Genomic DNA, 22400 nt, shown 5'->3' with positions numbered 1-22400 from the left:
TAATGAAACTAATAAACTCAGAAAAGATATATAACGATATTAAGACGTTTGTACCAGGAGGAGTTCATTCAAATAGTAGATTTCGCCAACCGCATCCAATTTACTTTAAAACTGCAAACGGCGCTTATATGACTGACGTTGATGATAATAAGTATTTGGACATTATTATGGGAAATGGTGCTGTCATTTTGGGCCATGCGAATAAAGATTTTAATGATTTACTAGGAGATTACTTGAAGTCGGGTATTGTTACAGGAGTGGAAACGGAAATCAGCGTGAAAACAGCTAAGAAATTTTTGGACCTAGTGACAACGGCCGATCAAGTTAAATATACAAATACAGGCACGGAAGCTGTCATGCATGCTATAAGGATTGCACGCACGTATACAGGAAAGACAAACATTGCAGTAATTGAAGGTGCATATAATGGTTGGCATGACGCTGTTAACGTAAGCACTTGGCCACCGTTGGATATTGCGGGAGATGAAACAAATCCCAAATCTCTACCGGGTTCACTTGGCTTAGATCAAGCTTCCGTAGAAAGTACGCTTGTCCTTCCATTCAACAATATTGAAGTGACGGAAAAATTACTTGCAGAAAACCATCATCGGATAGCGGCTTTAATTATCGAGCCTACAATGATTGACATTGGCTATATTCCCGCGGATAAAGCATATTTACAGGCACTCAGGGATTTATGCACAACGTATAATATCGCTTTAGTTTTCGATGAATTATTAACGGGCTTTAGAGAATCGAAAGGCGGAGCACAACTTCGTTACGGAGTAACACCCGACTTGTCCACTTTCGGTAAGGCAATCAGTAATGGCTATCCTTTAGCAGCGGTGGCAGGGAAAGCAGAAGTTATGGGTAAATCTGCCCCTGGACCGGGTTCTTGTTCATTCGTAGGAACGTATAATGGACACCAAGTTTCCATGGCAGCCTCACTGGCTTTCATGGAGGTATATGAGAAGAAGAATGTACTGCAAGTGTTGGATGCACGGACTGAAACACTCATTAGTAAATTTAATGAGAGTGCAAAAAATAAAAATATAGCAGCGAATATGGTTGGTAAAGGTGGCCATTTCCATTGGTACTTCTCTGAAAAAGCACCAAGAAACTATAGAGAAGCCGCGGTTGCGAATAAGGATGCTTATCAAAAATTTACAGCAGCACTTGGAGAAAAAGGTGTATTTTGTTCAGGAAATTATTTACTGCATCATGCTATTTCCTTAGCGCATGGTGATCAGGAAATAAATGTTCTTGTGAAGTTGATGGACAGCAGTTTGGATGCCCTACTATAAAAACAATCTTGCGTTCAAGGAGTGATAAATTTGAAACGAAAAATATTAGACGTTAAGAATTTATCTACAAGTTTTAGAAATAAAAAAGAATTGACTGTAACCGTAGATAATATTTCCTTTGAAGTTTATGAGGGGGAAACGCTTGGAATTGTTGGAGAATCGGGATGTGGGAAAAGCCTAACATCCCTCTCGATTATGGGACTGGTCAAGCCGCCTGGCGAAGTAACGGCGGATTCGATTCTGTTCGATGATATGGATCTTGGTAAGTTAAGCAATAAAGAGTTTCGGAAAATCAGGGGCAAGGATATATCAATGATTTTCCAAGAGCCGATGACCTCTTTAAATCCTGTTTATAAGGTAGGAGATCAAATTGGGGAATCGCTTAAAATTCATGGAACACTGAGTAAAGCACAGAGATATTCGGTGATTATTAATCTGCTTGAGCAGGTGGGAATCGGAAGAGCCGAAGAAATTGCGAACAGTTATCCACACCAATTGTCTGGGGGTATGAGGCAAAGAGTCATGATCGCAATAGCGATTGCTTGTCGACCAAAAGTATTGATTGCGGATGAGCCAACGACGGCTTTGGATGTTACAATTCAAGCTCAAATCCTAGAATTACTAAAAGAATTGCAACAAAAAAGTAATATGGCAATGATCTTAATTACACATGATTTGGGTGTGGTATCTGAAGCTTGTGAAAGAGTTTTGGTCATGTATGCGGGGCGAATTGTGGAAAGTGGAAATGTGGAAAATGTCTTGGAGAACCCACAGCATCCCTACACAAAAGGATTGCTAGCCTCGTTGCCTAAAAATGCAACCCCGCAGTCAAGACTTCCCTATATATCCGGTCAAGTTCCACCCCCTAAACTTTGGGGAAAGGGTTGCCGATTTGCAGATAGATGCCCTTTTGCAATGGATAAATGCAGGGAGCAACAGCCTCCGACTTTCGTGAGGAATACTGAAAGTGAAGTGGCGTGCTGGTTGTTTGAAAAAGAAGGAGTCGTTTAAGATGACAAAAGGAGGAACCAAAGAAGTCATACTGCAGGTAACCGATTTAAAGAAGCATTTTCCAATCAAAAATAAGGTCTTATCGAAGGGAAGCACAGCGGTAAGGGCAGTGGACGGTGTAAGTTTTGAAGTGTTTAAAGGAGAAACTTTAGGCATTGTTGGAGAGAGCGGTTGTGGGAAATCGACAATGGCTCGGGTGATCATTCAACTTTTACAGAAAACAGAAGGTACTATTGAAATGGATGGAAGAAGAATTGATTCTCTAACTGGTAAAGAGCTCAAAAAGGTTAGAAGAGACATTCAAATGGTATTTCAAGATCCTTATGCAAGTTTGAATCCGAAATGGACGATCGGGAGAACTTTGCTGGAACCGTTAAAAGTTCATAAAATTGGAAGTAAAAAAGAACGAAAAGAAAAAATCACTGACTTGTTAAATGCGGTTGGCTTAAATGAAACGTATGCCGAGCGATATCCACATGAATTTAGCGGGGGACAGCGCCAGCGGATTGGAATTGCTCGGGCGCTTGTTCTAAATCCGAGGGTGATTGTTGCAGATGAGCCTGTTTCGGCATTAGATATTTCTGTCCAGGCACAAGTCATTAACTTATTAAAAGATTTACAAGATGAATTTGGCTTGACTTATTTGTTTATTACCCATGATTTGTCCGTCGTTCAGCATATTTCAGACCGGGTTCTTGTGATGTATTTGGGGAAAGTTGTGGAAATATCGACAACTGAAAACCTATTTAAAAATGCATTGCATCCCTATACGCAGGCACTCATTTCAGCAGTTCCCGAGGTTGACCCAAAAGCTAAAAAAGAACGGATTATTTTAAAAGGTGATGTACCAAATCCCGCGAATCCTCCTTCAGGTTGCTCGTTTCATACGCGATGCCCATTTGCCATGGATCGTTGCAAAGTAGACATTCCTGAACTACTTGAATCGGAACCGGATCAGTATGTGGCGTGTCATTTATACACAACAGATAAGGAGGAACTCCAGTGATTTTATCGATACCGAAAAGTGAATTGCATCAAAGGCAGAAGCGGTTTATTGAGAAAATTAAGTCTCAAAATGTTGAAGGAGCTGTGTTGTTTTCAAATGTCAATATTTTTTATTTGACGGGTTTTCACTTTTGGACTTCCGAACGGCCGATTGCGCTTATTGTAAATGAAGATGCTCGTTTTACTTTGCTTGTCCCGCGTTTGGAATTGGAACATGCCGAGGCCTTTGCACTCGTTGACCATGTAAAATCTTATCCGGAATATCCTGGTTTAAAGCACCCGATGCTTTATTTGAAAGAGCTATTTCTTGAGCAAAATAAGGGGATAAAAACTTTTGGATTTGATAGCAATGGCTACGGATCGCCAAGTGGTTATCACGGACCAAGCTTGACAGATTTACTTGCAGATTACTCCTGGCAATCGGTCAGCAGGGTTCTTGAAGAAATGAGATATGTGAAATCGGATAATGAAATTGCTTTAATTAAAGAGTCTATTAAGTGGACCACATTAACCCATGAGTTATTGCAAAAATACTCTAAAGATGGAGCAAATGAAATTGAAATCACCAATAGGGCTTCCATCGAGGCGACAGAGGCGATGCTTCAGGCATTAGGACCTGAATTTCTTCCTCATGGGCCAACAGCTTATATTGTATTTAGAGGCCAAATTGGACCTATGTCCGCATTCCCACATGCCGTCACGTCAAATTTGACGTTAAGAAACGGTGATACGTTAGTGACAGGCGCGGATGCAGCGATTTGGGGGTATCATAGCGAGTTGGAACGAACGATGTTTGTGAATGAATATACAAAAGAGCAACAACAGTATTTTCAAATCATGTATGAAGCTCAAGAAATTGCTTTTAAAGCCATTAAGCCGGGTGTAACCTGCTCTTCTGTCGAGGAACAAGTACAAGCCTATTTCCGTGAACAGAATGTGACGCATTTAACAAGACATCATACTGGACATTCCCTTGGTTTACTTAATCATGAAGGTCCATTTTTGGATTTAGGCGATCACACGATCATTGAAGAAAATATGATTTTTTCAATTGAACCAGGTATTTATGTTGAAGGTTTGGGCGGATTTAGACACTCAGAAACCCTAGTGGTGACTGAAAACGGTAGTGAAGTTTTAACGACCTACCCGCGAGAAATAGATGAGTTAATTTGTTGAGTCTCCAGGGGGAGCGGTGCCAGGCACTGCCACAATTCTAAGGGCATGAATGGTGTCAATGCCTAACTCCCGCCTATTTTTGGTCAATAAAATAAAAAATATATAGACAGCCATTGGAATGTTAGCGTTCCGATGGTTGTCTATTTAGTGTGTGGTGCCGGGTAACGTGTGTTCTTTTTAAAGCCCTTACTTTCCTACGTGTAAAATGACAAAAAAATCACCTCACAAAATCCTGTATAATGAAAGCACTACCTACTATTTTGAGGAGGATAACGATGAATATTGGTTTAATTGGTGCGGGGGCAATTGCTCATTTTTTACTGGAAGAATTAAATCATAATCAGCATGAAACTTTACGAATTAAAAGTGTTTTGGTACGGAGCAGAGAAAAATATCAGCTGTTGGAGTCAGAGTTTGGTGTGTCATTGTATACGGATCTCAAAGAATTTCTTGATTCGGAAATTGATATGGTTGTGGAAGCAGCAAATATCCAGGCGGTGAAAAGCTTGCTGCCATCTGTGATAAAGGCAAAGGATGTCGTGATCATCAGTGTTGGGGCGCTTGCGGATGAAGCATTGTTGATGGAAGTAAGCGCTCTTGCTAATGAGTACAAGTCCTCCGTGCATTTGCCTTCTGGTGCAATCGGCGGTTTGGATTTATTGCAAAATGCACACGCTCTTGGTACGGTGACAAGTGTTTCGTTGACAACCCGAAAACCTGCCAGCTCACTGATTGATAAGGAAATCGATGAAGCGGAGATTGTATTTGAAGGTAAAGCAGTCGATGCAATTAAGCAATTCCCGAAAAACATGAATGTCGCCATTGTCCTTTCATTGGCTGGAATCGGGATTGAAAAGACGAGCGTGTGCCTCGTAGCTGATCCACATAGTGATAAGAATATACATCAGGTGGAAGTCCTCGGCGATTTTGGAGAGGCTACATTTACGATTACCAATCATTCACTTCCGGAAAACCCAAAGACGAGCTATTTAGCAGCGATGAGTATTGTAGGGACATTAGAAAGAGTAAATCGGAAAATGAAAATCGGAAATTAGCCATTTGTAGCATTGTAGGGAGTCCGTGCGCGAAGCTTAACAGAATACGAGTTGAGAATAAAATCACCTTATTGTGATTAACCATTCAAACGACCAAACATAAAAGTTTGACAAAATGACATTACCGGACTTATTATAGATATTGAAGGTCCCTAATGGAGGTTAAGGCGTATGAAATATTCTAAAGCGACAAACTATGCTCTTCACATCATGGGTTATCTTGCAGTTACTTCTCCAAATCAACGGATTAGTGTGCAGCAGCTGGCAGAACAACAAAGGATCTCACCATCCTATTTGTCTAAAATTCTAACGAGGTTGGTCAAGGCAAGAATGATTGAATCTTCCCCAGGAGCCAATGGTGGGTATAAGCTAACGCCGGACTGGGAAAACATTTCATTTCTTGACGTCATTCATGCGATTGAAGGGTCGGCGTCTTTATTCGACGGTTGTTTGAACGGTAATCCCGATTGTCTCATTCAAAAAGTAATGATGTCGGCGGAAGAAAAAATGGAAGAGGAATTGCGACAACAAAAGATTTCTGATCTTGTTAAGGAATCAGCGCAGTTTTATAAATTAAAAGATGGAGGCTTATGACCTCCATCGCTTTTATTTCATTTAATTGCAGATATTAGGGGTCTGTTATAGGTGTGATGAAACGAAGAGATATTTTTGGCGAATTCGAGATGGGAGGATGATAGTAGTGGAAAAGGTATTTGATTGTGCGATTTTAGGTGCTGGACCTTCAGGGTTAAGTGCGAGCTTAATACTGGGAAGATCACGAAGAAGTGTCGCCTTATTTGATAATGGGACAAATAGAAATAGAGTTACACAGGAAACACATGGTTTTCTAACACGGGATGGTGTGAGGCCCGAAGAATTTAGAAATCTGGCATTGGCGGATTTGGAAAAATATCCTTCTGTTCATTTTTTTAAAGAAACTGTTTTACAGGTTACACGACAAACAACTGACGAACGATTTAAGATTGTGACATCTGAAGGGCATGAATACTTTGCGGAGAAAATCATTTTAGCTACAGGGATACAAGAGAACCACCCACAGATTCCAGAAATCGGCCAGTATTATGGCAAAAGCTTGTTTAGCTGCCCGTATTGTGATGGATGGGAATTAAGAGATCAACCACTAATTGTTATTGCGGAAAATGAAGAGGCAGCCTATCATATGGGGAAAAAAATTCAACATTGGTCTAGAGATTTAGTCGTAGCAACTAATGGCTATCAAATAGCTCCACATATTGAAAGTGATTTGAAGGAAAAAGGAATTACCGTCATTACTGAATCGATAGAGAGATTAGTTGGCGAGGAAGGATACCTAGAAAAAGTAGTATTTGCTTCAGGGCTTGAAATCAATAGAAAAGGTGGATTTATCGTATCATCACATTATCGTCCCAATCAATTTGCAGAAAGCCTTGGCTGTGATATACAGAAAAATGGTGAAATCGTCACAGATGGTTTTACCCGTACCACACAGAAAAGCATTTATGTTGCCGGAGAGAATACCCAAACAGCACCCTCCTCATTGCTGCTGACAGCTGCAGAAGGAAATAAAGCAGCGGTAGCGGTAAATACAGATTTAATAGAGGAGAGATTTTAACTTACTCAATCGCAATTGAAAATTCAGACGCAATCAGGATAGGCCATAATTGATTATAGAAAAGACCAAAATAAATCAAAAAAGGAAGTATGCGAAGATGACAAAAAATAATCAAGATAACTTAACAAGAAAAATCAATAGACTTGAAAATGCCGAAAGAAAAAATAACTTTCCAGCAGAAGATGTATTGAAATTGATTTCAATAAAGAGGGCTGACAATATCTTAGACTTAGGTGCAGGAACAGGTTATTTGACACTCCCGGCAGCTAAACAAACTGATGGTGTTGTGTATGCACTGGATTTAGATGGAGATATACTGAACTATTTGGATTCAAAAGCTCAGCTCGAAAAACTAACGAATGTTAAAACGTTAGAAGCCAGTTTTGCTCATATTCCACTGGAGGACAACACAACTGAAATAGCATTAGCGTCCATCTCATTACATGAAGTAAATCCTTTGTCTGATGCATTGAAAGAAATAAATAGAGTCATGACGAAAAATGGAACCTTTTTATGTGTAGAATTTGAGAAAAAAGAAGCATCTTCAGGTCCAAGGGTACATTCATCTGTCATGGAACAAGAGCTACGCAATGCGGGATTCGACATTATAGAAAAAATATTCCCTGCTATCAAAGTAGCAAATGAGGATTTGTATATGATTATTGCCCAAAAACAAGGCTAATGAAACAAATAATGCCCACTCTAGGCTGGTGTACTGTAGAAAAGCCCATAGGGAAGGCGGAGGGGAATACCCGAATCTAACACGTAGATATCATGATTCACTATCTACGTGTTAGACTAGAGGTATACAATCGGTTACATAGAAAATAGTAGGATGGTGCTTCCATGGTTGGTATGGGCTATCGGACGATAAAAACTGCTGTAGGAGCAGGGTTGGCCATTTGGATTGCAAGTTTATTGGATTTGGAATTTGCAACATTTGCAGCAATTATTGTGATTATGTGTATCGAGAAAACGAAGAAAAAAACATTAATTACAATGAAGGATAAATTCTTTGCCTCTCTTTTAGCATTGATTCTAGGTGCTTTGTTATTTGAAGTAGTAGGTTATAATCCCATTGTCTTTGCCTTATTTATTTTATTATTTGTTCCACTCCTTGTAAGAGTCTGCATCCAGGCTGGTTTTGTCACAAGTATGGTTGTCGTATTACATGTTTATACGGTAAAGGAAGCTAACTGGACGATGTTTCTGAACGAACTTTATATTATTTTCATCGGTATGGGAATTGCTCTTCTCGTCAATAGTTTCATGCCAAATTACAAGCGAGATATTGAAATTTTTAAGAAGGAAATTGAACAAAAGTTCGAAGTTATTCTCTTTGAATTCTCTGCTCATTTAAGGGACAGTATGCGAAACTGGGGAGGAAAAGAAATACTTGAAGTCGAAGATTTGATTAATCAATCCAAAAGTATTGCCATTCAAGATTTAGAAAATAATCTATTGCGAAAACAAAATAAAGATTATTATTATCTGGAGATGCGAGAGGATCAGCTGGAACTCCTAAAACATATGGTGAAAATCATTGCTATTTTCTCTTCATCCAGCCCAGACGTCAAACAGAAAGAAATGTTTGCAGAGTTCCTGGAGAATTTAAGTAGAAACGTTCATTCGGGAGATACAACGGATATTTCATTACATAAGTTAGAGGAATTAAATGATTTGATCCGTGAGATGGAGTTGCCAAAAACAAGAGAAGAATTTGAAGTACGGGCGAATCTATTTTATTTGATTTTTGAAATGGAAAACTACTTAAACATAAAGAAAAAACTTTTTTCGAAAAGAAGTCGATCGTGAAAGTGTAGTGTGCACGAAGTTGGACAATGGAAACATCACTAACTACAATTGAGATGGACAAACTATTAAGGAGTGGTTGAATATGTATCGTAAAGTAGAAGACTTTTTGGAGGAATGGACTGTTTCATCTGAAGGAACTACCAAGGTGTTTAAAGCATTGACAGATGATAAGCTCGACCAAGCAATTACTGAGGGGCATAGTACACTAGGCTGGTTGGCATGGCATTTAGTTGGAGCGGCGGGGGCTTTCGGTCAATTTGCGGGATTCCAAGTTCAGGGACCTGGACGAGACGTGTCACAACCAAAGAGTGCAGATGAAATTGCGAAAACGTATGAAACGCTCGCTCAAGCAATTAAGGAAGAGGCAGCAAAACTAACCGATGAAGACCTACTTGGTGAGGTTACTAGTTTTACAGGACCAACTGTACGAGGGAAACTACTCGGTGCACTCATTGACCATCAAACACATCACCGTGGACAAATGACTGTTCTTCTTCGTCAAGCAGGATTAACGGTTCCTCCAATTATGGGACCGACAAAAGAAATGCAAAAATAATATTGAAAGGGCTGTCCAGAAAATCAGTTTGTACTGACATTCTGAACAGCCCTTTATCTTCATTCAGCAGCATTCATCTCTCCACAGGTGGAGAGATGAATGCTGCCCCTGTTCAGCGGGTGTCCAAAATCCCACTGAATGAAGATAAAGCCTCCGGCGGATATCACAGATTTAGCAAGTAACAGCTAGCTATCCCTCAATCCAATTCACTATCCAAAACAGGTTGTATTAAACGACGTACCTCATCCGTTGTCTTCGTATCCATTAACTGGTTTCTAAGTTCCCCAGCACCTTTAAATCCACGAACATAGATTTTGAAAAAGCGAAGAAGTGGTTTAAATGGGCGTGGTTCGTCTTCTGTTGAGTATTTATCGTGAAGATCCAATTGTAAAAGCAGTAAATTGAGAAACTCCTTCACGCTATGTTCTTTCGGTTCTTTTTCAAAAGCGAATGGATTGGTGAAAACACCGCGACCAATCATGACACCATCCACGCCATATTGTTCGACTAATTTTAGGCCTGTTGCACGGTCAGGGATATCTCCATTAATGGTTAGCAACGTATTTGGCGCAATTTCATCGCGCAATTTTTTGATTTCTGGGATGAGTTCCCAGTGTGCATCGACTTTACTCATCTCTTTTTTTGTACGAAGATGAATGGACAGGTTCGCAATATCTTGTTTCAAGATGTGTGCTAACCAATCACGCCACTCGTCAATATTCGTGTAACCCAATCTTGTTTTAACACTAACGGGTAAGCCACCTGCTTTTGCTGCTTGAATGATTTCTGCAGCCACTTCGGGATGCTGGATTAATCCTGCACCTTTTCCATTAGCAGCGACGTTTTGTACGGGGCATCCCATGTTTAAATCAATCCCACGAAAACCAAGTTTTTTCATATCGATACTCATCTCTTCAAAGAATGCGGGTTTGTTGCCCCAAATATGCGCGACGATCGGTTGCTCATCTTCCGTGAACATCAATCGCCCCCGCACACTGTCTCTTCCTTTAGGGTGGCAATAACTTTCTGTATTTGTGAATTCTGTGAAGAAAACGTCGGGTTTTCCAGCCTCACCAATGACGTGGCGAAATACCACATCTGTGACATCTTCCATTGGTGCTAATATAAAAAACGGCTTTGGTAAGTCAAGCCAAAAATTGTCTTCGTTACTCATATTTATCTTCTCCTTTTGAAACGTCCTTTGCCCATCATAATATAGTATCATTTCTTGTCGCTTGATGCACAGAATTAATTGTGGGAGCGACTGTCATCTATGAATAATCCATAGAGTGTAGCGACAGACAGGGTTCATGTTTTCAACTGGTGTGTTACACGTATTTCAAAAAGGTCAAAATTCTAATTTGAAGTGTCTTGAGAACCGATAGAAAATAATAGGGGGCGGTAGGATTAAGCGGTATAACAACGGGTTTTTAGGTACCTACTTGCTGAGGGATTCTTGGTATTTTTAATCAAATACTCTTATTTTCCGTTGGTCCAATTTGAAATTCAACTCCAAATATTAGGCCAAAATGGAGTTATTCAACATTCTACACAATTTACTTAAAATCCCTTTCATTGTAGATTAGACGGAGTAATAAGAAAACTGTAGCGGAGGTGTTAAGAGGGTATGGTTGTTGCAAAAGTATTTGAAAAACCAGCGGGATACGAAAAGGCGCCAGTGGATCAAGATGGGTTGTGGAAGAAGGTGATTGGGGAGCTATTCGAGGACTTTTTATTGTTTTTTGCACCTAAATTTCATGCGCAAGTAGATTTTAGAAAGGAAGTAGACTTTCTAGATAAGGAGCTTTATAAGGAAGTTATTGAGGAAAAGAAAGGACTTCGCATAGCGGACCAAATCGTCAAGGTGCACCTGAACGGTGGCAAAGAAAAATGGGTATTGGTCCATGTAGAAGTGCAAAGCGAAAACCAGGAAGACTTCGCCAAGCGTATGTTCCAGTATTTCTATCGTATTTATGATCGATTTGAGCAAGAAATCATGGCACTGGCAATCATGACTTCACCATCTAAAAGTGAATATGCCGAGCAATTTGATTACAGTTTTTATGGTACAGAGCTATATTATGCGTATACGAATTGCAAGACTGAGGATTACGATAATGAACAATTAGAGCAATCTGACAAAATCTTTAGTAAAATAATCTTAGCGGTAAAATACATGAACGCGACGAAAGATGATGCGGACAAACGCTATGCATTCAAAGAAAAGCTACTGCGCTCTGTTATCAAAGACTTAGGTCATTCATTCACTACACTTCGTGCTGTATTTTACTTCATTGACTATATGATGAGATTGCCAGAGGAATTGTCCAAACAAATGACTGCAATAATTCAACCGATTTTAACAAAGGAGGCTAAAGGGATGGTTCAATTTAACAATGAAGATCTGTCGCCGACACTCGCAGGGATTTTCGAGCTTGAGCGGGAGGAAGGCAGAGAAGAAGGCAGAGAAGAAGGTAGAGAAGAAGGTAGAGAAGGGATAAAAGAAATTGCTCGTGCTCTTCTCGCGGATAGCATGCCTGTCGAGTCAATTGTGAGAATAACAAAACTTCAGCTTGAAGAAGTAGAAGCATTGCGAGATGAATTGAAGCATTGATTAAGACTTCAACCTAGCATCTTCTGATACGGCGAACTTAGAATACTTTCCTTAGAGCACGAATGATGTCGATATCAGACACCGTTTGTGCTTTTTCAGGGTGTGACGTTGGGTGTCTGATGTCAATAATGCATCGTTTGTATGTTCATTCAGCCCTATTTTGTTATAATGACAAGGTATGTCTGTTTTGAAGAGGTACACAAGCATTGTGGAAATAAACCTTCAATATTATGAATGGACTGTTGAAAGGGGAATCATTCCTTGACTAGTATAAAAGAAGAAACATTCGTCGCGGAAATTGACCATTTAGATGGGAAAGGCAATGGACGATCTGCGGTTTGGATTGAGAGTGATAAAGGTTTTAATCCTAGAAAGCTGAAGCTGACGATTCCACAAACACTCCCAGGGGAGTCTGTGCAGGTTGTCGTCGATCGGCCTGATAAGCGCACTAGAAAAGTAATGCCAGCAGAGATTCTATCTGCAAGTCCAGAGAGGACGGAGGCGCCTTGTCCCCATTTCGAGCTTTGCGGAGGGTGTGTATGGCAGCACTGGACGTATGAAGGTCAATTAAAGCACAAAACTGAGCAAGTGAAGAAGGCAATGGGAGCTGAAGGACATGATTCTGAACTGGTCCTGGATACAATCGGCATGGAAGACCCATGGCATTACCGTAATAAGATGGAGTTCACGTTTTCGCGAGAAGGGGATATCGGGATGCATGAACAAGGGAATTTCCGCAAGATTATTCCTTTGGAAACATGTCTGATTGCAGGCCAGAATATGGTCGATGGTATGTTAGAAGTCAGTGCATGGGTAAAAGAGTTCGGCCTTAAAGGCTATGACAAAGATACACATGAGGGGCTTCTTCGTCATTTGATGGTGAGGGAATCGTTTGCGACCGGCGAAATGATGCTGGCATTGTTCGCTACAAAAACCCCTGACGGTGAATTGGCATCTGCTGTTGAAAATCTTGTCGAGCGCATCACGCAGAAGTTTCCGAATGTGAAAAGCCTTCTTTGGCTTGTGAACACAGACTGGGCAGATATCACACAATCAGAGGATACGCATCTGTTAGCGGGGCGTGATTTCATTTATGATGAAATGGTCGGCTATCGCTATCGTCTCTGGTTCGATACGTTCTTCCAGACGAATCCAAAACAAGCCCAAAAGCTTGTGGACCTCGCGCTTGAGATGGGGAAACCACAGGAAGACGAGAAAATGATTGACCTGTTTTGTGGTGTTGGCACGTTTTCATTACCGTTCGCTGCTCGTGTGAAAGAATTAGCGGGAATTGAGATTGTCGAGACATCGATTGCATCGGCAAAACGCAACGCCGTTGATAATGATCTACCTAACACAACATTCCTTGCTCGTGATGCGCGCAGAGGACTAGACGAGATGCGTGAACAATTCGGATTCGCTGATATTCTGTTAGTTGACCCACCACGTTCCGGAGCTGGTGGAAAAGTGATGCGCCGCATTGGGCGCTCCCAACCAAAACGGATCGTCTATGTATCATGTAATCCCGATACATTCGTAACGGACATAGCTGAATTGTTGCCATTTGGCTACAAGTTACAAACTGTGCAACCTGTTGATCTATTTCCACATACGGTGCATGTTGAGTTAGTGGCTTTGTTGGTGTTGGAGAAATAAAGGAAGAACATCCCAAGAATCGATGCTTGATTCTTGGGATGTTTGTATAAGGAGAGATAGGCTATCAATTTTAATGTCTGCTTAAAAGTCATGTAAATACTGTATAGTAACAAACTTTAGCTGGATGACGGGAATGAGCAATGAAAGAACTCTCACTCGAAGATTTACTATACTCTTGGAAAGTTAAGTTCCAAAGGACGCCTTTATTCCTATTTTGCTTTTTTCGAATCATTCCATCCGTTTTGCCAATGTTTTCGAAAAGAAAGCGGTGTACTATCCACCCGGTCTTTAAATAAGTTAATAAAATGACTAACATTATCAATGCCCACTTGAAAAGAAATCGAGGAAATTGTTAAATTAGTATTTTTCAGCAAGTCTTTAGCTTTCGTTATTCGTCTATTTATTAAATATTCATTTGGGGTAATCCCGATATAATGCTTAAATTCCTTAGCTAATTGGTACTTGTTCACAGCGAAAAGTCTAGAAAGTTGCGTGAGGGTTATTTTTTTATCAAAATTAACTTCCAACTCCGTTTTCATTTGTTCAATATAATCAGGTGTAATTGCTTTATTCTTATTCAATTCGTTACTGTTCAATAAAACCTCCGTTAGTAGATTAAGGATGAGTTTAGAACTTATTATTTCAGTTTTCAGACTCGCTTTATCCAATTGATGAAGTTGAATAAGCTGTTGGATTAAATAAGGAACTTGAGATTCTTGATGGGAAATACTTACTGGCGAATTGCTTTTTGAGTAGTGTTTGTAATATTCAGCAGTCGTACTTCCTTTAATATGGATCCACAGTATTTCCCAGGAGTCTTCATTTGAGGTCTGATACAATTGATAGTTATTACAATCGATAAAAAATAATTCACCAGGGCCGAGAGAATAGGTTGTATTATTGTAGGTCAATTGTCCATTCCCGCTTAACGTATGTACAATTAAATACGAATCCAAATGTTGCCTTTCTGTAAAAAATGGATAAAAAGTTTTGAAATGACCAATCTCTTGAATATAAAAAAATGCAGAGCGTGCTTCTGCTGAAGGAGTAGAAATAAGTCGTACCGAATCCTCTGACCAGTGGCATTCAGCTTTTTCCCAATAATAATTCATAGGAATCCTCCTCGTAAAAAAAGGAATATAGCAACTTATCTATTCCGATAAGAAGAACAATATTCCCGATTCATTGATTATTCGTATGTTGAATTGATTATCGGTTTAATAAACGTCTTTCCATTCCCCGATATTGTCTGCGTCAAATTTATATGGATCTCCGAGCATAACCTGTGTGCCATCACCATCTTCTACGATGTCCAATTCTCCAAACACACCCGTTGCCACACTTTCACCTAACGCACCTGTAATATCACCAGCTACTAAAGCATGAGCAATGTATCCTGCGGCAGAGCCAACATCGATTGGATTCCACAGGTACATCCACGGAGAAACTCCATTTTCAAGATACGTTGCCATTTCGCTTGGAAGACCAAGCCCTGTTAATTTTACTTTGTCTTGTAAATTCTTATCCGTTAGCACTTTTCCAGCTGCTGCAATCCCAACAGTTGTTGGAGCAATGATAGCCTTCAAATCTGGATAAGATTTTAACAACGCCTCTGTTTCAGAAACACTTTTATCTCGTAAGTCATCACCGTATGCAACTTTTACAAGAGTAATATCTTTATATGCGGGTTCCTCTAACTCTTTTTGCATCCACTCAATCCAAAGATTTTGGTTTGTTGCTTGGGAAGTTGCACTTAACACTGCAATTTCTCCTGCGCCACCAATCATTTCAGCAACTGCTTCAATTTGAATACGTCCTATTCTTTCTGGGTTAGCCTGGTTGACGTGTAGAATACGGCTATCCGCGTTAACAGCAGAGTCTACAGAAAGAACTTTAATCCCCTGATTCATTGCTTTTTTCAATACTGGCTCCAAAGCATCGTTGTCATTTCCAGCAATGGCGATAGCAGTTACTTTTTGTTGGATGAGTTGTTCAATAATTTGAATTTGCCCCTCTGCTGTTGGTTGATCGGGTGAGCGTAAAATAACTTCCCCACCAAGTTCTTCAATTGCATCTTTAAATCCATCCATCATTTTCTCACCATAAGGATTTCCAGTATTTTTGAAAATGAAGGCATACTTGTCTTTTTCGCCGTTGTCTTTTTCTTCGGGCTTCTCCGTACCCTTAGCCTCATCTGTATCTTTGTTACTTCCACTGCTTGGCGGTTCTTGACTACAAGCGGCTAACATAATTAGCGCTAGTACCATTGTAAAAAAGAACATAGACATTTTTTTTAGATTACTCAACACTTTCTCCTCCTTTTAATGGGTGTTATATACAAAACAGTCAATACAACTGTAACGTAACAGAAGTTATTCTTTTTTTCTTGCTAAAAATGCGGGAACCTTAATTTTTGGAACGGAAACCGCTAGGATAAGCAGGATTCCAATTACGATAAGAAGTGTTTGAGCCGGAATATTAATCAATCCAAGCCCATATTGAAGATACCCGATGATGAATATAGCAATTACTGTGCCAAGTATTCTTCCTTTTCCACCTGCCGTGCTGATTCCGCCAAGTGCGGCCATAGCAATCACATCGAGTTCATACATTGTTGCGATATTTGGTCGAGCACTCCCCATTCGGGAAGTTAAAAAGATAGCAGTCAGTCCAGCCATTAGCCCAGTTAGTGTAAAGACAATAATTTTGATTTTATCTACTTTGACACCTGAGAAATGACTTGCAGTTGGATTTTTCCCCATCGCATACACTTCACGACCAAATGTTGTTTTATGAAGAAGCAAGCCGAATGTGATGGCAACGATAACAAAGAGCACTAGTATAAAGGGAACTCCGAACACATATCCCCATCCGAAAAAACCGAACCATTCAGGGAATTTTCCTGAAGCTTGATCTTCCAGAATGACATAAGCAATTCCTCTATACAAAATCATTGTACTTAATGTCACAATAACAGCGGACAACTCTTTGAACTTTACAATTAAGAATCCATTGATTAACCCACAAAGGGCACCGACTGCGAGACAAATGACAATGGAAACCTCCATAGGAAGACCTAATAAGTTATAAGAGGTTGCCATGACAACGGATGATAAAGCGACCGTTGACCCTACCGAAATATCAATGTCCCGCAAAATCATGACGAGTGCCATCGGGAAGACAATAAAGGCTTTATCCAAGAAAATCATTGTTCCGTCACGCAAACTGCCGTAGTTAAAGAAGTACGGCGAGATGTTGGAGTTGACTAAAAACACAGCCAAAAGAATGAGTATAAGCATCCATTCCCATTGGAAGAAGAAACTTTTAAGAGAAAATCTTTTTTTATCCAATAAAGTCCGTGGGATATACTCCTGCTGAGAAGTTGTTGTTTTAGGGCTCATAAGTTAAATCCTCCTTCTCATTAAATTATTTAAATCAACGCCTCTTTTAACAAGTGTGTTAAAGATGACAGCTATGAGGATGATTGCTCCCTGGATACTCGATTGCCAGAAAGGAGAAACGTTTAACAAAGGAAGCGCATTGTTCAATAATCCGAATAACATAGCGCCAAGAATGACTCCGGAAATTTTCCCGGAACCACCCGCGATACTGACTCCACCTAAAATACATGCTGCAATAACGGTTAACTCGTAACCAGCAGCGGTATCCCCTTGTGCTGAAGCAAACTTAGAAACCCAAAGGACGCCGGATAGACCCGCGAGTCCACCCATAATTGTATATACAAGCATTAAAATTTTCGTTTCATTAATACCACTTATAGTAGCTGAGTCAGGATTGCTTCCGACAGCATAGATTTGTCTACCTGTTCGTGTATGGTTTACAAAGTAGAAGAAAGCAAGATAGATGATAATCGCGATGACAATCAAATTGTTTAATCCTAATGTTTTTCCAGTTGCTATTGCAACAAAGCTTTCGGGCATTTGATAGGCACTAATCCATTCACCGCCACTTATTGTGAAAGCCATTCCTCTAAAGATATTCATTAGTGCAAGTGTAGCGATAATTGGAAGAATGCCTATTTTAGCTACAAGGAATCCATTGACAACCCCGCAAATAATACCCACGGTGATACCTAGTAAGATGGCGAGAAATGGATTTAACCCCTGATAGGTACTAACTACTTGGGCAGAAATCATGCCAGATAAGGCAATAATTGCCCCAATGGACAGGTCAATTCCTCGCGTGATTAAAACAAGCATCATGCCTAGAGCCAAAATACTCAAAATGGCTGTGTTTGTGAACATATCGTTAATATTTTCTCCGCTTAAAAAGCTTGGATTACGCAGCTGGACAACAAGGCTAATAATAACGATAAACCCGAGAAGTCCAAGCTCTCTAAATTTAGAAATGTTCGCAAGCATTGAGGTTTTCTCAGGCGGAATCTCGGGCTGGGCTGCTGCATTTAACGTGTTTTCACGCATTCATTACACTCCTTTCGGTTTATCACATGGTGCTATACTTTTAATATTTCCTTAGAAGGAGTCGTTTCACTGAGTGCTGCCTCAAGGATACGTTCTTGGGTTGCTTCTACCTTATTGAAAGTGTTTGCGATTCGTCCATCACGCATGACGATAATTCGGTCGCTCATTCCTAATATTTCCGGCATCTCTGAAGAAATCATAATGATTCCATACCCCTGTGCTGCCAAATCATTTATGATTTCATAAATCGCAGACTTTGCTCCAATATCTACACCTTTTGTTGGTTCGTCCAAAATAATGACATCTAAATCAGCCGTCAACAATTTCGCAACAGCCACTTTTTGTTGGTTTCCACCTGATAAAGAACTGACCAAATCGAAAATGGATTGTGCTTTAACATCTACTTTTTCGGCAAGTCTTTTTGCGATGGCTGCCTCATTCTTATTACTTAACCAGCCCATTTTGGATAGCTTCGTTAATGCTGGCAATGAAATGTTTTTCCCAATATCCCAATCAAAAACTAATCCTTGTAATTGGCGATCTTCAGGCAAATAACCGATACCCAATTTCATTGCCTGTTTGGGTTGCTTAATTTCAATTTTTTTATTATTTAAAAAAACTTCACCTTGATCATAAGGGGCTATGCCGAAGAGTGCTTGACATACTTCTGTCCGTCCAGCCCCTATTAGACCAGTCATACCAAGGATTTCTCCTTTGTGAAGTGTAAAGGAGATGTCTGCAAACAACCCCATTTTGGATAGGTTTTTTACTTCAAATAACTTATCCCCAATACTTCCTTTTTTATCGGGAAATACTTGTGTAATTTCCCTCCCAACCATTGCAACAATGAGTTGGTCATTTGAAATTTCATCGATTTGCCAGGATCCAATATATTTTGAATCTCGTAAAACAGTTACTTGACTCGCTAACCGGTAAATATCTTCGAATCTGTGGGAAATGAAGATAATAGAAGTTCCACTATCTCTTAGTTTTTCTGTGATTTTATAGAGTTCTTCGCTTTCCCTTGCTGTCAGTGCGGCAGTCGGTTCATCCATGATGATGATTTTGGCATTTGTCGATATAGCCTTTGCAATTTCAATAATTTGTTGTTGGGCAACACTTAGCGCTTGCATTTCCATTTTTGGATCAATCGTTGATCCAAGTTGTTGCAAGATTCTTTTTGCTTCGGCATGCATGGTACCCCAATTTAATCTTTTCGTTTTTGCATGTACTTTTTGATGACTCATAAAGATGTTTTCAGTAACACTTAAATCTGGATAGTTCGTTACATTTTGATAAATAGCTGCAATCCCCATGTTTTGGGCTTCTTTAGGATTGCTAAAAGATATTTTTTCTCCGTTTAAATACATTTCCCCGGCGTTTGGCGGATGCACACCTGTAATAATTTTAATGAAAGTAGATTTACCGGCGCCGTTCTCTCCCATAAGTGCATGTATTTCTCCCGGTTTTAATTTGAAGTGAACATTATCTAATGCCCTTACGCCTGGGAATTCTTTTGTGATTCCATTTAACTCAAGGATATATTCAGATTCAGACATGATACCCTTCCTTCCTTCAGATATGCTTTACCATGAGACATGCATTAAACTTTAATCAGTTCATTTGGTAATGTTTATAGGAATAGTGGACCATTCTTATAAACACGAAACCTATCTTTGCTTTCACTGGTATAGTTAGTAACTTTACTTTATAACCCTGATAATTTTCCGAGAAAGCGTTTACAAGTTTGGTTGATAGAAATATTAATGACGTATACATATGAGACGACAATCATTCCATATGTATAAATGATTGAAAATCTTTGTTTATTTACTATAAAGTTAACAGAAGATTTTTGTTATTCACATCTTAGCATATTAATTTCTGTTTGGGAACATCAATTTCGAGAATTTTTATTTTTAGTAATACGATAAATTGGTATTTATGTATTTAAAAGCGTGAAATCAAGAAAAAAAGACTTTTAAAAATAAATTTTTAAAAAACTAGTCACAATAGTCTGAAGTTGTGTATAATAAAAACAGACATAAACAAAGAAAAGCGGAGGTATGGAGATGGCGAATAATTTATGGAACGAAAATCAAGCAAGGAAACTTGAAAAAGGATTACCGGAATTAGTGTATCGTTCAAATTTATTAGGAACGGATCGCACTGTTTGTAATTGGGGTGGTGGTAATACATCTATGAAAGCGATTGAAAAAGATTTTCGTGGAAGAGATGTAGAAGTTATGTGGGTGAAAGGAAGTGGCTCTGATTTAGCAACAATGGGTGCTGAAAACTTTACAGGGGTGAGAATGGAAGATATAGCTCCATTAATAGAACGCAGTGAAATGAATGATGAAGATATGGTGGAATATTTGGGACACAGTATGATCAATAGCAAACACCCTCGACCTTCTATTGAAACGCTACTTCATGCTTTTTTACCGTATAAGCATGTCGACCATACGCACCCAGACTCGATTATAAGTCTTTGCTGCGCACATAATGGGAAAGAAATAGCTAAAGAGATTTTTGGAAATCGCTTTGTGTGGGTTCCTTATGTCCGCCCAGGGTTCAGCTTATCAAAGATGATTGCTGAAGGTGTAAAAGAAAATCCAAATGCCGAACTCGTGTTAATGGAGAAACACGGTTTAGTTACTTGGGGAGATACTTCAGAAGAGTGCTATGAAAAAACACTTTCTGTAATTAATGAAGCAGAGAAATATATTAATGATTGTAGCAACGATGAACAGGTGTTTGGTGGTCGGAAATACTTAGCGTTCTCCAAGGAGGAACGACGTAAATTATTAGCAAGAATCATGCCAGTTATTCGAGGTGCTGTTAGCGATGAAAAGAAAATGATTCTTACTTTTGATGATTCTGCTGACATCTTGCAATTTGTAAATAGTCATGATGCATCCGAATTATCTCAAGTTGGTGCTGCATGCCCCGATCATTTAGTCCATACAAAACGTACGCCGCTTTATATTGATTGGAATGTGGCAAAAGATAATATAGAGGGATTAATCGAACAAGTGAAAAGTGGTGTTGAAGAATTTAAGAATGAATATAAAGCCTACTTCGAAAGAAATAAGCATGAAGGAGACCGAATTTTTGAATCTGCTCCGCGTGTGATTTTAATTCCTGGAATTGGAATGGTGAATACGGGCAGAAGTTTAGCGATGGCTAATGGAAGCGGGGGGCTTTATCATCGAGCAATCGCTGTCATGAAGGGGGCTACATCATTAGGGGAGTTTGTATCCCTTAGTGAAAATGAGTCTTACAATATTGAGTATTGGCCATTGGAATTGTATAAGTTGTCGCTTGCACCACCTGAAGTGGAGTTTTCAAGAAAAGTTATTTTCATTACAGGCGGGGCAGGTGGAATCGGGAGTGAATCAGCTCGACGATTTGTTTCGGAAGGGGCTCATGTTGTTTTAGCAGATTTAAATGAAGAGGGCGTGCAAAAAGTTGCCGATGAAATTAACTCGCATTACGGAGAAGGTCGAGCAGTTGCAATAAAAATGGATGTAACGAGTGAAAGCCAAGTGAAATCCGCATTCGACTTTTCTGCTTTAACCTATGGAGGAGTCGACTCAGTTGTAAACAATGCTGGATTGGCAACATCTAGCCCGTTTGAAGAAACGACGTTACACGAATGGAACCTAAATATGGATGTACTTGGGACGGGCTATTTTTTAGTTGCTCGTGAGGCATTCCGTCAAATGAAGACACAAGCTATCGGTGGAAATATGGTTTTTGTAGGGTCGAAAAACTCTGTTTATGCTGGACGAAATGCAGCCGCATACAGTTCAGTAAAAGCGCTTGAAGTACATCTGGCCCGTTGTATTGCTGCAGAAGGCGGGGAATATGGGATTCGGGTGAACTCTATATTACCAGATGCTGTGTTACAAGGCTCTGCCATTTGGGGATCGAGCTGGCGTGAAGAGCGAGCTGCGGCTTATGGAATTGAACCGAGTGAGTTAGAGGAACATTATAAAAACAGAACGACATTATTGGTCAATATTTATCCGAGTGATATTGCTGAGTCTATTGCTTTCTTTGCTTCATCAAAATCAGATAAGACCACAGGTTGTATGATTACAGTGGATGGTGGAGTACCAGCCGCATTTACAAGGTAAGTACATGCAAAG

The 22400-nt window shown here is 39.7% G+C and carries 19 protein-coding genes; 13 read left to right on the top strand and 6 right to left on the bottom strand.

Annotation, left to right across the window (positions count from 1 at the left end):
- The first annotated feature begins 2 nt into the window (after nt 1-2).
- The 10 genes from MKZ10_RS16685 to MKZ10_RS16640 all read left to right on the top strand — a co-directional run bounded on the left by MKZ10_RS16685 (nt 3) and on the right by MKZ10_RS16640 (nt 9534).
- Entirely contained in the window at nt 3-1304 is a 1302-nt protein-coding gene (locus MKZ10_RS16685) for an aspartate aminotransferase family protein (protein ID WP_342506086.1), read from the top strand.
- A 21-nt stretch (nt 1305-1325) separates the two neighbouring features.
- Nucleotides 1326-2315, top strand: coding sequence for an ABC transporter ATP-binding protein (locus MKZ10_RS16680; protein ID WP_342506085.1), 990 nt, complete (start codon nt 1326-1328; stop codon nt 2313-2315).
- Between the two features lies 1 nt (nt 2316).
- A complete protein-coding gene (locus MKZ10_RS16675; RefSeq protein ID WP_342506083.1) occupies nt 2317-3321 on the top strand; it encodes a dipeptide ABC transporter ATP-binding protein in 1005 nt (334 codons plus the stop codon).
- Complete coding sequence (locus MKZ10_RS16670) at nt 3318-4496, top strand: Xaa-Pro peptidase family protein (RefSeq protein WP_342506081.1); 1179 nt, start codon at nt 3318-3320, stop codon at nt 4494-4496. The genes MKZ10_RS16675 and MKZ10_RS16670 overlap by 4 nt, the downstream gene beginning before the upstream one ends.
- 275 nt (nt 4497-4771) lie before the next feature.
- Nucleotides 4772-5551, top strand: a complete 780-nt coding sequence (gene nadX / locus MKZ10_RS16665) for an aspartate dehydrogenase (RefSeq protein ID WP_342506079.1) — start codon at nt 4772-4774, stop codon at nt 5549-5551.
- A 171-nt stretch (nt 5552-5722) separates the two neighbouring features.
- Complete coding sequence (locus tag MKZ10_RS16660; RefSeq protein ID WP_342506077.1) at nt 5723-6145, top strand: Rrf2 family transcriptional regulator; 423 nt, start codon at nt 5723-5725, stop codon at nt 6143-6145.
- Nucleotides 6146-6242: 97 nt separating this feature from the next.
- Entirely contained in the window at nt 6243-7163 is a 921-nt protein-coding gene (locus MKZ10_RS16655; RefSeq protein WP_342506075.1) for an NAD(P)/FAD-dependent oxidoreductase, read from the top strand.
- A 97-nt stretch (nt 7164-7260) separates the two neighbouring features.
- The gene (locus MKZ10_RS16650; protein WP_342506072.1) at nt 7261-7845 is read left to right on the top strand and encodes a methyltransferase domain-containing protein; all 585 of its coding nucleotides are present in this window, start codon (nt 7261-7263) and stop codon (nt 7843-7845) included.
- 164 nt (nt 7846-8009) lie between these two features.
- A complete protein-coding gene (locus MKZ10_RS16645; RefSeq protein ID WP_342506070.1) occupies nt 8010-8978 on the top strand; it encodes an aromatic acid exporter family protein in 969 nt (322 codons plus the stop codon).
- An 82-nt stretch (nt 8979-9060) separates the two neighbouring features.
- The gene (locus MKZ10_RS16640; RefSeq protein ID WP_342506069.1) at nt 9061-9534 is read left to right on the top strand and encodes a DinB family protein; all 474 of its coding nucleotides are present in this window, start codon (nt 9061-9063) and stop codon (nt 9532-9534) included.
- A 196-nt stretch (nt 9535-9730) separates the two neighbouring features.
- Here MKZ10_RS16640 and MKZ10_RS16635 read toward each other — a convergent pair whose 3' ends face one another.
- The gene (locus MKZ10_RS16635) at nt 9731-10708 is read right to left on the bottom strand and encodes a tRNA-dihydrouridine synthase (protein ID WP_342506067.1); all 978 of its coding nucleotides are present in this window, start codon (nt 10706-10708) and stop codon (nt 9731-9733) included.
- 453 nt (nt 10709-11161) lie between these two features.
- On the opposite strand from MKZ10_RS16635, the gene MKZ10_RS16630 reads away from it, so the two are divergent.
- Both MKZ10_RS16630 and rlmD read left to right on the top strand, forming a co-directional pair.
- Entirely contained in the window at nt 11162-12148 is a 987-nt protein-coding gene (locus MKZ10_RS16630) for an Rpn family recombination-promoting nuclease/putative transposase (RefSeq protein ID WP_342506065.1), read from the top strand.
- 261 nt (nt 12149-12409) lie between these two features.
- The gene (rlmD, locus tag MKZ10_RS16625; protein WP_342506063.1) at nt 12410-13804 is read left to right on the top strand and encodes a 23S rRNA (uracil(1939)-C(5))-methyltransferase RlmD; all 1395 of its coding nucleotides are present in this window, start codon (nt 12410-12412) and stop codon (nt 13802-13804) included.
- 209 nt (nt 13805-14013) lie between these two features.
- Here rlmD and MKZ10_RS16620 read toward each other — a convergent pair whose 3' ends face one another.
- From MKZ10_RS16620 to MKZ10_RS16600, 5 genes are all read right to left on the bottom strand, one after another.
- Nucleotides 14014-14916, bottom strand: a complete 903-nt coding sequence (locus MKZ10_RS16620) for an AraC family transcriptional regulator (RefSeq protein WP_342506061.1) — start codon at nt 14914-14916, stop codon at nt 14014-14016.
- A 105-nt stretch (nt 14917-15021) separates the two neighbouring features.
- Nucleotides 15022-16110, bottom strand: coding sequence for a rhamnose ABC transporter substrate-binding protein (gene rhaS / locus MKZ10_RS16615; protein WP_342506059.1), 1089 nt, complete (start codon nt 16108-16110; stop codon nt 15022-15024).
- Between the two features lie 66 nt (nt 16111-16176).
- The gene (locus MKZ10_RS16610; protein WP_342506057.1) at nt 16177-17205 is read right to left on the bottom strand and encodes an ABC transporter permease; all 1029 of its coding nucleotides are present in this window, start codon (nt 17203-17205) and stop codon (nt 16177-16179) included.
- A gap of 3 nt (nt 17206-17208) precedes the next feature.
- Nucleotides 17209-18246, bottom strand: a complete 1038-nt coding sequence (locus MKZ10_RS16605; RefSeq protein ID WP_342506055.1) for an ABC transporter permease — start codon at nt 18244-18246, stop codon at nt 17209-17211.
- Nucleotides 18247-18278: 32 nt separating this feature from the next.
- Nucleotides 18279-19805 (bottom strand): sugar ABC transporter ATP-binding protein, encoded by a 1527-nt coding sequence (locus MKZ10_RS16600; RefSeq protein WP_342506053.1) that lies wholly within the window; start codon nt 19803-19805, stop codon nt 18279-18281.
- 513 nt (nt 19806-20318) lie between these two features.
- On the opposite strand from MKZ10_RS16600, the gene MKZ10_RS16595 reads away from it, so the two are divergent.
- Nucleotides 20319-22388, top strand: a complete 2070-nt coding sequence (locus MKZ10_RS16595) for a bifunctional aldolase/short-chain dehydrogenase (protein WP_342506051.1) — start codon at nt 20319-20321, stop codon at nt 22386-22388.
- Nucleotides 22389-22400 lie beyond the last annotated feature (12 nt).

Origin of the sequence: Sporosarcina sp. FSL K6-2383 (assembly GCF_038618305.1) — a bacterium.
Taxonomy (GTDB): Bacteria; Bacillota; Bacilli; order Bacillales_A; family Planococcaceae; genus Sporosarcina.
This window is presented reverse-complemented; position numbering and strand designations above follow the sequence as displayed.

Excerpts from the sequence above, each read along its gene's own strand:
- MKZ10_RS16605 (WP_342506055.1), bottom strand. The coding sequence starts at position 18,246 with ATGCGTGAAAACACGTTAAATGCAGCAGCCCAGCCCGAGATTCCGCCT.
- MKZ10_RS16640 (WP_342506069.1), top strand. The coding sequence starts at position 9,061 with ATGTATCGTAAAGTAGAAGACTTTTTGGAGGAATGGACTGTTTCATCT.
- MKZ10_RS16620 (WP_342506061.1), bottom strand. The coding sequence starts at position 14,916 with ATGAATTATTATTGGGAAAAAGCTGAATGCCACTGGTCAGAGGATTCG.
- MKZ10_RS16635 (WP_342506067.1), bottom strand. The coding sequence starts at position 10,708 with ATGAGTAACGAAGACAATTTTTGGCTTGACTTACCAAAGCCGTTTTTT.
- MKZ10_RS16610 (WP_342506057.1), bottom strand. The coding sequence starts at position 17,205 with ATGAGCCCTAAAACAACAACTTCTCAGCAGGAGTATATCCCACGGACT.
- MKZ10_RS16595 (WP_342506051.1), top strand. The coding sequence starts at position 20,319 with ATGGCGAATAATTTATGGAACGAAAATCAAGCAAGGAAACTTGAAAAA.
- MKZ10_RS16600 (WP_342506053.1), bottom strand. The coding sequence starts at position 19,805 with ATGTCTGAATCTGAATATATCCTTGAGTTAAATGGAATCACAAAAGAA.
- MKZ10_RS16685 (WP_342506086.1), top strand. The coding sequence starts at position 3 with ATGAAACTAATAAACTCAGAAAAGATATATAACGATATTAAGACGTTT.
- MKZ10_RS16650 (WP_342506072.1), top strand. The coding sequence starts at position 7,261 with ATGACAAAAAATAATCAAGATAACTTAACAAGAAAAATCAATAGACTT.
- MKZ10_RS16660 (WP_342506077.1), top strand. The coding sequence starts at position 5,723 with ATGAAATATTCTAAAGCGACAAACTATGCTCTTCACATCATGGGTTAT.
- nadX (WP_342506079.1), top strand. The coding sequence starts at position 4,772 with ATGAATATTGGTTTAATTGGTGCGGGGGCAATTGCTCATTTTTTACTG.
- MKZ10_RS16655 (WP_342506075.1), top strand. The coding sequence starts at position 6,243 with ATGATAGTAGTGGAAAAGGTATTTGATTGTGCGATTTTAGGTGCTGGA.
- MKZ10_RS16675 (WP_342506083.1), top strand. The coding sequence starts at position 2,317 with ATGACAAAAGGAGGAACCAAAGAAGTCATACTGCAGGTAACCGATTTA.
- MKZ10_RS16630 (WP_342506065.1), top strand. The coding sequence starts at position 11,162 with ATGGTTGTTGCAAAAGTATTTGAAAAACCAGCGGGATACGAAAAGGCG.
- MKZ10_RS16645 (WP_342506070.1), top strand. The coding sequence starts at position 8,010 with ATGGTTGGTATGGGCTATCGGACGATAAAAACTGCTGTAGGAGCAGGG.